The 7,645-nt window shown below is 55.1% G+C and carries 13 protein-coding genes; 6 read left to right on the top strand and 7 right to left on the bottom strand.

Going from position 1 to position 7,645, the window contains the following annotated elements; translation table 11 throughout:
• The 3 genes from HLUSI_RS0100605 to HLUSI_RS0100595 all read left to right on the top strand — a co-directional run.
• Nucleotides 1–1,537: hypothetical protein (locus tag HLUSI_RS0100605; protein WP_016832110.1), on the top strand; the 1,537-nt coding region annotated here is incomplete at its 5' end.
• Between the two features lie 62 nt (nt 1,538–1,599).
• A complete protein-coding gene (locus tag HLUSI_RS0100600) occupies nt 1,600–2,196 on the top strand; it encodes a hypothetical protein (RefSeq protein ID WP_016832109.1) in 597 nt (198 codons plus the stop codon).
• A gap of 11 nt (nt 2,197–2,207) precedes the next feature.
• Nucleotides 2,208–3,206 (top strand): hypothetical protein, encoded by a 999-nt coding sequence (locus HLUSI_RS0100595; RefSeq protein WP_016832108.1) that lies wholly within the window; start codon nt 2,208–2,210, stop codon nt 3,204–3,206.
• A gap of 97 nt (nt 3,207–3,303) precedes the next feature.
• On the opposite strand, the gene HLUSI_RS33745 is transcribed toward HLUSI_RS0100595, so the two are convergent.
• The 5 genes from HLUSI_RS33745 to HLUSI_RS32250 form a co-directional block, all read right to left on the bottom strand.
• Nucleotides 3,304–3,531 carry a hypothetical protein gene (locus HLUSI_RS33745; protein ID WP_238533883.1) on the bottom strand — a complete coding sequence of 76 codons (228 nt, stop codon included), beginning with the start codon at nt 3,529–3,531 and terminating at the stop codon, nt 3,304–3,306.
• A 72-nt stretch (nt 3,532–3,603) separates the two neighbouring features.
• Nucleotides 3,604–3,732, bottom strand: a complete 129-nt coding sequence (locus HLUSI_RS34585) for a hypothetical protein (protein ID WP_269147393.1) — start codon at nt 3,730–3,732, stop codon at nt 3,604–3,606.
• Nucleotides 3,733–3,888: 156 nt separating this feature from the next.
• Nucleotides 3,889–4,266 carry a hypothetical protein gene (locus tag HLUSI_RS26340; RefSeq protein ID WP_157137710.1) on the bottom strand — a complete coding sequence of 126 codons (378 nt, stop codon included), beginning with the start codon at nt 4,264–4,266 and terminating at the stop codon, nt 3,889–3,891.
• A gap of 16 nt (nt 4,267–4,282) precedes the next feature.
• The gene (locus tag HLUSI_RS32255; protein WP_157137709.1) at nt 4,283–4,573 is read right to left on the bottom strand and encodes a hypothetical protein; all 291 of its coding nucleotides are present in this window, start codon (nt 4,571–4,573) and stop codon (nt 4,283–4,285) included.
• A gap of 44 nt (nt 4,574–4,617) precedes the next feature.
• The gene (locus HLUSI_RS32250) at nt 4,618–4,941 is read right to left on the bottom strand and encodes a hypothetical protein (RefSeq protein ID WP_157137708.1); all 324 of its coding nucleotides are present in this window, start codon (nt 4,939–4,941) and stop codon (nt 4,618–4,620) included.
• Nucleotides 4,942–5,102: 161 nt separating this feature from the next.
• On the opposite strand from HLUSI_RS32250, the gene HLUSI_RS0100570 reads away from it, so the two are divergent.
• Entirely contained in the window at nt 5,103–5,351 is a 249-nt protein-coding gene (locus HLUSI_RS0100570; RefSeq protein ID WP_016832103.1) for a helix-turn-helix domain-containing protein, read from the top strand.
• A gap of 24 nt (nt 5,352–5,375) precedes the next feature.
• On the opposite strand, the gene HLUSI_RS0100565 is transcribed toward HLUSI_RS0100570, so the two are convergent.
• Together HLUSI_RS0100565 and HLUSI_RS0100560 are read right to left on the bottom strand one after the other, a co-directional pair.
• Nucleotides 5,376–6,329, bottom strand: a complete 954-nt coding sequence (locus HLUSI_RS0100565) for a DUF932 domain-containing protein (protein WP_016832102.1) — start codon at nt 6,327–6,329, stop codon at nt 5,376–5,378.
• 109 nt (nt 6,330–6,438) lie between these two features.
• On the bottom strand, nt 6,439–6,771 hold the full coding sequence (locus tag HLUSI_RS0100560) for a hypothetical protein (protein WP_016832101.1): 333 nt from the start codon (nt 6,769–6,771) through the stop codon (nt 6,439–6,441).
• Between the two features lie 230 nt (nt 6,772–7,001).
• On the opposite strand from HLUSI_RS0100560, the gene HLUSI_RS32245 reads away from it, so the two are divergent.
• Both HLUSI_RS32245 and HLUSI_RS34860 read left to right on the top strand, forming a co-directional pair.
• Nucleotides 7,002–7,187 (top strand): hypothetical protein, encoded by a 186-nt coding sequence (locus HLUSI_RS32245; RefSeq protein ID WP_157137707.1) that lies wholly within the window; start codon nt 7,002–7,004, stop codon nt 7,185–7,187.
• Between the two features lie 82 nt (nt 7,188–7,269).
• Nucleotides 7,270–7,548, top strand: coding sequence for an XRE family transcriptional regulator (locus tag HLUSI_RS34860; RefSeq protein ID WP_083830773.1), 279 nt, complete (start codon nt 7,270–7,272; stop codon nt 7,546–7,548).
• The last annotated feature ends 97 nt before the right edge of the window (nt 7,549–7,645 follow it).

The following is a 7,645-nucleotide window of genomic DNA, read 5'->3' as shown; positions in this document are numbered from 1 at the left end:
GACGAATCGTCTCCAAAAGGCGCCATCGGTATTCAAGAACGTCGCCGACGCCGGCGCAGCACTGTCGACCAGCGAGACGGTCAGTCGCTTTGGCGACGCCAGCGCCGAATTCGTCAAGGCATTGCGTGGCGTCGACAACGCGGCCAAGGAGCCGATTCACTTTGCCAAGAGCCATGCCGGCATCTTCAAGAACAAGATCAATGCGCAATACGCCGAACAGAACATCAAGCAACAAGCCGGCTATTCGGCAGAGGTAGCCGCAACCGCCAAGGACAACTCCGAATTCATCATCTCGGGCAGCAAGGTGCGCGCATCGCGCTCGGATGACCTTGAACAATTCGGCAAGAACCATCCCGTGGTGGATCGCGTGCGGATCCTCGACGGCGAGATCATTGACGGCTCGCAGTCGCAGATGAAGTTCGTCGGCGACCGAAGTAAGCTGTTCAACGATATTGCCAAGCCTGACGGCAAATTCTGCCGCTACCGCGGGGCCAAGCTGGAGCTCCCGTCCGAGCAATACAAGGATGCTGCGCAATTCTGCCGCGACAAAGCTGCCACTCTGAGAAAAAACGCCGCGAGTGCGCAGGCCAAGGGCAATGCCGAGGCCGCAGCCAGGCTCGAGGAGACCGCGCGCAACTATGATCAACTGGCCGACAATGTCGTGGACAGCGGCCTCACCACTGAGCAGGCCATTTTCTACCGGCTCCATCCGGAGCTGGCTACCGCGCTCGACATCGCGAAAAATAGTCATCAGGCCGGCATGGAAGGCGCCAAGTACGGCGCCATCATCGGCGCCTGCATCTCAGTGGTGCAGAACGGCTATCAGTTCGCGCAAGGCGACGCAGATGCCGCCGATGCCATCATCGCGGTCGCCGGCGATACCGCGAAGGCGGCAGCCATCGGCTACGCCACCGCCGCCACCGGCTCGGCTATCAAGAGCGTGATGCAGCAGTCGGGCAACCAGGCCATGCGCAACCTGGCCGGCACCAGCGCACCGGCGCTGGCGCTAAGCGCCTGCATTGCACTAGGCAGCTCGATCAAGCGCTACGTCAAGGGCGAGATCGACGAAGCGCAGTTCCTCATGGAAATCGGCGAGAAAGGCAGCGGCATGCTCGCCACCGGCATGATGGGCATGGTGGGCCAGATCGCCATCCCGATCCCGTTCGTGGGCGCCGCCATCGGCGGCATGATCGGCTGCACCCTGTCCAACCTGTTCTACCAGAGCGCGGTGGACGCCGCGCGCGAGGCGCAGGCGTCGCGCGAGCTGCTGGCCCGCACGCGCATCATCGAGCAAGCCGCGCGCCAGCGTATCGCCGAGGAACAGGCGCGGCTCGACGCCTTCACCGCCACAGAGATTCCCGCGCTGCAATCGGCCGTACGCGAACTATCGCTGTCGCTCTCCGTGGTCAACACAGATGGCGACGAGATCGCTATCAGCGTCAACCGCTTTGCCGCCTTACTAGGCAAGCAGCTGGAATTCGGCACCAAGAGCGAATTCGATGCATTCATGCTGTCTGATCTCCCCCTAACGCTGTAACCAGGATTCACCCGAACTGTCGCGGCCGGGCGCCGCATTCACAAGAAAGGAATACCCGTCCCATGCTGACCAAGATGTTGTCGGACTTCGACAAGAACTACCTGCTCGAACTCGCGAACCTGCTGGCCATTTCCGATAAACCCATCCTGTGGGATGGCAAGACCCTGGATGAACTCACGTCGGAGACCGATTTGAGCAAGATCTCCATCCAGAAAGGAGCAATAGAAAGCGAGCTCATCGAAGAAATGAGCGGTTCGTCGCTCATCGTGGAGCCAGCCAAACAACAGAAATACAGTGTAATTGGCGCCATGGCGGGCATGTTCAAGGACAGTCCTGAAACACTATTCCTTGAGAAGATGAAGCGGATTCCGGTGCACAAGACTGAAGATCCAGCGCTCCGGTTGGAGGCGGCCGCATCGGTCATGCGAGAGATAATGGAGGGCAGGAAGTTCGACCTGCCGTCGGTGCCGAAGCTGATCTTGTTCGAGCTGATGCTGCTCGCGCTGTCCAACGGCGTCGTCACCGGCATCGAATGGTCGCTGCTCAAGGAAGTGCAGCATTACTACCAATTCGACGATTTCATCTTTGACGACCTTATGGAGCGTGCGAAGACCATGAACGTGGAAATGGCCAAGACAATCTCAATCATTCTGGAATAAGGGGGACCACCATGCCAATACCAATCATCCTGGGCGTCATCGCCGGCGGCAGCGCCTTGTATGGCGTAGTCAAGGGCGTCAAGGGCGCCATGGACCATAGCGAAGCCAGCGACTTGAATGGCAGCGCGCAGTCGATCGTCAACGCGTCCATCCACCAGGTCGAAGAGCAGCGCAAAACCACCAACGCCGTCATCAGTGACTACGGCGACCGCAAGCTGCGCGCCTTCAACGGCGTGATCCCCGATTTCATCGAGGTCTTCGGCGCCTTGAAGGAAGTGTCGCTGTCGCACTCGACCGAGCTCGACAAGCTGAACCTGGGCGACTTCTCCTCTCACTCGCTGCAGGAGCTCAAGAACGAGTACGAACTTCTGATGAACTCCGGACTGGGCCTGGGTGCGGGCCTGGGCGGCGGCGCCGCGCTGGCGTTCGGCGCCTACAACGGCACGATGCTGCTGGCCACCGCCAGCACCGGCACGGCGATTTCGACGCTGTCGGGAGCAGCCGCCACCAACGCCACGCTGGCCTGGCTGGGCGGCGGCAGCCTGGCGGCTGGCGGCGGCGGCGTCGCCATGGGCGCGATGGTGCTGGGCGGCATGGTCGCCGGCCCGGCCATTGCCATCTTCGGACACATCATGGGTAACAAGGCCGAGTCGGCGCTCAACACCGCCCGCAGCAACATGGACCAGGCACGCACCTTCTCCAAAGAAGCAGACCTGACGGTAAGCAAGCTGGAAGCCATCGAGAAGGTCGCGACCCTGGCCAACAAGGTGTTTTCCAGCGTGAGCACGCATCTGCGACGGGCCGTCCATGACTTGCGCAAGATCATCGAGGGCGAAGGCACGCATTATCCGAGCTTCTCGCGGGAACATCAGGATACGGTGATGCAGTCGGTGAAGTTCGCGCAGTTGCTCAAGGCGATGATAGATACGCCGCTGCTCGATGCGGACGGCAACCTGGTGCTGTCCACCGAGAAGCGCCTGCTGCAGATCAAGGAATCCGTCGACGCATAAGTCCGACGCCGCCGGTTCGCCGCTGCCGCAGGGTAGCTGCGGGCCGGCCGACTCACACACCTTCCATATGCCCAGCTTTCCTTGCCAGCAGTGCGGCCTATGCTGCCAGCACGTCGATCTCGCCGAACAGACCCGTTTCCTCGACCGCGGCGATGGCGTGTGCCGGTACTACGATGCGCCGCGCAAAGCCTGCTCCATTTACGACGACCGGCCAGACATCTGCCGGGTTGATCTGCAATACACCCTGCATTACGCGCAGCGTCACACCTGGGAAGAGTTCGTTGAGCTCAACCTGCAAGTGTGCTCGGTATTGCAGACGCAACATGACGTCGCGGCCGATACAGTTGTGGCGCCAGGCAATACGCTGAGCTGAACCGACCTCAGCGGCAGCCGTCCGTTACTTTTTCTGGCCGGCGCACACCGTGGCCACCGGACCGTCATCGCTGGCCTTCTTTCCGGTTCTTGGCTCCGCCAGCTCCACCAACTCGATCGCTTCGTCTTGCGCCCGGTACAGGTTGCCAACCATTTTCGCGGGCTTTTTATCGGTCGAAACGACCCGCTTATGCCGTCGATTGCGTACATTTAAAAACCGCATCTACTCACTTAAAAATGAACATCTTCTCCACACGGCCATTTTATTGAAGTCATAGAGATCTTCAGAAAAAGTGCGTCTTCGAGTAAGTCATCTCTTATTCTCAAGTGTTTTCACTGTAATTTCCACTAGGCTATTCGGCCTATCCCCAATCTCACTTTTCTCGCAGGTCTTTTTTACGCCGCAAGCATCAGAGATAAACTCAAAGCTATAAAGAACACCGGCCGCAGCCTTGTTGTAGGTAAGAAGCCGCCTTTTTTTCTTGTCTACATGAAACATCTCGATATACTCTCCGCCTGTAAGGCGGGTCACGGCTAAATTCAATGGAAAGATCTGTCTTCTTTGTCGTACGTATAAAGAATAAAAAATATAGGCGAGTCGACCGGGAAGCTGTTTGAGATCCCGAACCATACACAGCCCGGATACCGCTGGTGCGGTATCCGGAGTGAATGAAATGGCGAAGCGCACTTAGCCAAATCTTCTATTACTTGCTTGGCTTTTTCGGATTTCCGTTTTTCCCGGTTGCGACGGCGTCTTTGAATGCCTGTAGTTCAACCTTGGATGGGTCACGCGAATTGCCGATGCAATAAGAAACCGTAGAGTTACCAGACGGATCGGACTGAAGGGACTCCTTGCCGCACGTAAAGGCATCTTTGTAGGCACGAGTGTTCTTGTAGTCAGCAGCTTGAACGTGAGTATTAAAACTCAGGCAGAGCAAAGCGCTGGTGACGAGGCTAGCTGTAAATGGACGTGTAACTGCATTGAAATTAAACATGTTCAGATTTTCTTTCTATGTGATGTGGGTCGATGGTGATCCCGTCATTGCAATGTATAGGTGTAGTTGCCCTGGTTCGTGTTCAGGATGACCTCTTTGACCTTGCAGGTGTACGCAAAGAGTTTGACACCTTGACCGTATTTGAAGGTGAGCGGAAGCGGGTAGATGCCGCCAAGCTTGGTCTTGCAATTGCCGCGATTGATGTTGTAGCCAGTAAGCACGACTTGGTCGGTCACGGCCTGGAGTTGAACAACTCCTACGCCCTGTTCGACATGCGCAGTGACATCAAAGGGCGCCTCGCCAGCATAAGACGCCGTGCATGCACTAATGGCGCTGATCAGGGCTAGGATGCGTAATGATTTTTTCAAGTTGTTTTCCTTTGCAAAATAATAATGATTTGAAATCGAATCAGCGGCGAGACCGCCGGTAAAGAAGGTAAATTTAAAAATAACACTTTGGGTTTGGTTATTATATTAAACCAAACTCAAAGTGTGTGGATTGATGGAAGGCATCCCGTAACACTTCGGCAATGCCGAACCAAACTCAAAAGCTGGACGTCCAGATACTCTTTGCCGCCAACGTGCGCCGTATCCGTAAAGCGAAGGAGCTCACACAAGAGCGAGTCGCTGAGCTCGCCGACCTGCACCCGAACTACATCAGCTCGGTTGAGCGCGGCGAACGAAATATTTCTTTGCGAAATATTGAGAAAATTGCTTTGGCTCTCGGGGTTGAAATGGCAGATTTGCTCGACCACTCGCAAGTGACATCTGGTGTGTAAGTATTCGAGCTTTGCAGTTTGGTATTAAGTCACCAAAGCCATCGCTTGGTGCAATGCCTGGCTTTTTAGATGAGCACCCGTGCCGAACCATGCCGAATCAAGGCGATAGTCTTGATTGCGAGCGCGGCGCTCGTGATCGACAAACTCCGTCACAGCATTGAGTAATCCAAATGCCGTTCCCTTCGACGAACTCAGTTCCGCGCCCCTGCCGCTGCCGTCATAGAGCGCCATAACCTTCTTCATGGCGCGCTCATTGGCTTTCTTGACAGTGCTGGCGGTGCTATCCATTTCGTTAAACAGCCGTTCTATAAATTTCTGCGCCTCCGTATTGTTTACCTTCCGTTCCGAGAGAGTTTTCATGCGATAGACAAAGCGATCCCAACTGGAAACAGAGATATCCAACTGCTTCTTCACGGTATCGGCATCGAAGGCGGTCGAGTGAGGGACTTTAACGGCGCTAGCGCCATTGGCGAGAGCAATGGCTAAGGTGTTATTGCAAACGACACGCACGCTAGTGAATTGCGCAGTGGTCGCCAAGGTGCCGTCGCAAGCCGTTGCCAACAGCAGGTAGCCATTGACAACATCATTACGCTTGAAGACTGCCGATTGGTTCGTCTTCGCCAAAGCCCAAACTTTGCGCCCTCCCTTTAAAACGCCAGCCGTTTCCATCTCAAAGCCACCGGCTTCAGTCAGGTCTCGATAGAACTCCAAAATCTCACGTGGCTGCACAATCTGGTAGCGGTTCGATACAACAGATAAGGCTTGTTCAGTATCGGAGCGGAACAGTACCTGATGTTCGGGATAAAGCACGCCAGTGTGATGTTGGCTGTTGTAGTACACGGGAGACTGTCTGATCTTCCAGTCCATTCCTGCTTGCTTGGCCCAGACGTCAATGGGCTGCTTTTCTGTTAGTCGATTCCCTAGGCCATGCCAAGGTGGGGCATTTGTGTAAGCCATCGAGCTGATGAGATGTGTCATAAGCGTATTCCTTAAAAAGAAAAAGCCACCTGCGACGCACTGTGTGGCAGTGGTCTAGGTGGCAAGTGGTGAGTTGGATGAATCGATTGAGGGGGTGTGGGGGATATGGCTACGGTTTGCTAAAGACGAAACCGCATTCCAGGCATTCGTGGTTGTCGAGAATGAGTTTGTCGATTGTCTCGCCGGCGGTAGCGCCAGCTACAGAGCCAGCTGCGCCCCCGAGCATTGCACCCATCAGCGCGCCAGCCAAGCCCCCGAAAATGGCGCCAATAGGACCTGCTGCCATGCCTAAGGTAGCGCCGGTTTCGGCTCCACCTACAATGGCGGTCGCGCCACCAACAGCGCCAGCAGCAGCGCCAATTGCGCCGCCGGCTCTGCGGGCATGGTTATGTGTGATGATTCTGATGGACTGACAGTATGGGCAATTGAGTAAAGACGACATATGGGGCTCCTGAATTTTAAGATGTCTGACTTATGCAGGCAGAATGAGCGAACATCGCTCAATTCATACTTGTGATATATGTCTAAAAAGAACTGCAATCAATCGCTGAATGAGCTCGGGCAGCGATGCTGTTTCGCTATATTCAGTCGAAATAATAATTAGAGACGAGCACATGCGCTCCCATAGCGAAATTCACCAATGGTAGAAGTAGGCATGGGTGAGATTTGCATGTGGGCGAAGCCAAGCATCGGAGCGAGAAAAAACGAGGGATAAGGATGGGCTTGGGGACGCAACAAGAACAGTTCAACAAAGCGTATGTTCGTGCGATTGTTGTTCAGGCTGAATTTAATCCATCGGAGCTTGGTGTTTATGGCGACAGCGTGATTTGGAGCTTAGTCATCGTGTTCAGTTGCTAAGCACAAGCCATAATCTTTTCTTGTAAATCTTGATGTATACGTCAATAATGACGTCTCACATTCTACTAGTAAGAGGTGTCGTATGCGGACACTACAAGAGATTGGCGCGGAAGTAGCCACCAGACGCCGTGCACTGGGCTTAAAGCAGCTGGATGTTGCTGCGCAGAGCGGGGTCACCGCTGAGTCATTGTCTCGTTTCGAACGAGGTCGGACATCAGAGTTCGGGAGTCGTAAGTTGATGGCGGTTCTTGCCGCAGTAGGGATGGAACTGATGCTGGTTGAGACGCCAACTACTCTAGGTAAATACCTTGAAACGTCGCGTTCAAGTAAGCGTTACAGCTCTCCCGACTTGAGGGGCTAAGGCATGCGGCAACTGTTAAACTGCTCGATAAAAATTAAATATTGCATAGATGGAGTTATTCAATGAGATCGGTTGAGCTTTTCGCCGGCGCCGGAGC

The organism is Herbaspirillum lusitanum P6-12 (genome assembly GCF_000256565.1).
Classification (GTDB): Bacteria; Pseudomonadota; Gammaproteobacteria; order Burkholderiales; family Burkholderiaceae_D; genus Herbaspirillum; species Herbaspirillum lusitanum.
Note: the sequence above shows the minus strand (reverse complement) of the source record. Positions and strands in the feature narration are given on the sequence as shown.

Bases quoted from the DNA above. Each gene is read 5' to 3' on its own strand.
- HLUSI_RS0100560 (WP_016832101.1), bottom strand. From the start codon at position 6,771: ATGTCGTCTTTACTCAATTGCCCATACTGTCAGTCCATCAGAATCATC.
- HLUSI_RS0100565 (WP_016832102.1), bottom strand. From the start codon at position 6,329: ATGACACATCTCATCAGCTCGATGGCTTACACAAATGCCCCACCTTGG.
- HLUSI_RS0100570 (WP_016832103.1), top strand. From the start codon at position 5,103: ATGCCGAACCAAACTCAAAAGCTGGACGTCCAGATACTCTTTGCCGCC.
- HLUSI_RS32255 (WP_157137709.1), bottom strand. From the start codon at position 4,573: ATGTTTAATTTCAATGCAGTTACACGTCCATTTACAGCTAGCCTCGTC.
- HLUSI_RS0100600 (WP_016832109.1), top strand. From the start codon at position 1,600: ATGCTGACCAAGATGTTGTCGGACTTCGACAAGAACTACCTGCTCGAA.
- HLUSI_RS0100595 (WP_016832108.1), top strand. From the start codon at position 2,208: ATGCCAATACCAATCATCCTGGGCGTCATCGCCGGCGGCAGCGCCTTG.
- HLUSI_RS34860 (WP_083830773.1), top strand. From the start codon at position 7,270: ATGCGGACACTACAAGAGATTGGCGCGGAAGTAGCCACCAGACGCCGT.
- HLUSI_RS33745 (WP_238533883.1), bottom strand. From the start codon at position 3,531: ATGTTGCGTCTGCAATACCGAGCACACTTGCAGGTTGAGCTCAACGAA.
- HLUSI_RS34585 (WP_269147393.1), bottom strand. From the start codon at position 3,732: ATGGTTGGCAACCTGTACCGGGCGCAAGACGAAGCGATCGAGTTGGTG.